The sequence below is a fragment of the Vibrio sp. 378 genome (assembly GCF_033339435.1).
In genome coordinates, this window is record NZ_JAWOUO010000516.1 from 1 (window position 1) to 722 (window position 722).

The 722-nt window shown below is 45.8% G+C and carries 1 pseudogene; it reads left to right on the forward strand.

The features are described from left to right. Positions 1–722 (forward strand): annotated as a pseudogene (locus R7Q48_RS27270) (histidine kinase); the annotation flags it as partial.

The window sequence follows — 722 nt, forward strand, 5'->3', positions numbered from 1 at the left end:
TTGACGTGGCTTACATTCCTGATGACGTTGTTCATAGCATGATTGCGCAAGATCAGGTCGATGGTTTGGTGATCAATGAGCAAGATGTTCTGACGTTCTCGAATGCGTTTGCAGTTGCAAAACACAATACGCAGCTCCAACACATGCTCAACAGCATCATCGAAACCATTGACTCAAATGAGATAGAAAAACTTCTGCGCTCGCACCGAAGCTTCAACCTAGTTTATGGCTACGACGACGAGCAAATGGCAAAATTTTTCTTGGCAGGTGCGGTCGCTTTTTCTCTGATGTTTGCTGCCGCGTATTTCATTCTTGCGCACCTACGTCTAAAGGTGAAATTAGCTGAGCTGAATGCCAACAATGAAGAAGCGGAAAAACAATGGCTAATGGGCATCATTCAAGAAATTAACAGTTTGGTATTTATTCACGGTGAAGATAACCAGTTGGAAATGAGCAACTGTGCCAACTATAAGAGCAAGCAATGCCAAGAATGTAAGCTGAAAAGCTGCTCGACTAATGCGCCTCTCGTGAACAACTCGGATGAATTGGGCACTGTAATTGGCGGACAACGCATCTCGGAAGAGGTCGCGTCTGCGGGGTGCGAACTCGGTATTAAACATGTGTATCGAGAGCGTAAAACCATCGCGTCTCCAAGCGGGAAGAAGAAGTTTGTGCTGACGGTGATTCAAGACATTACTCAGCAAAAAGAGCGTGAGCAGGCG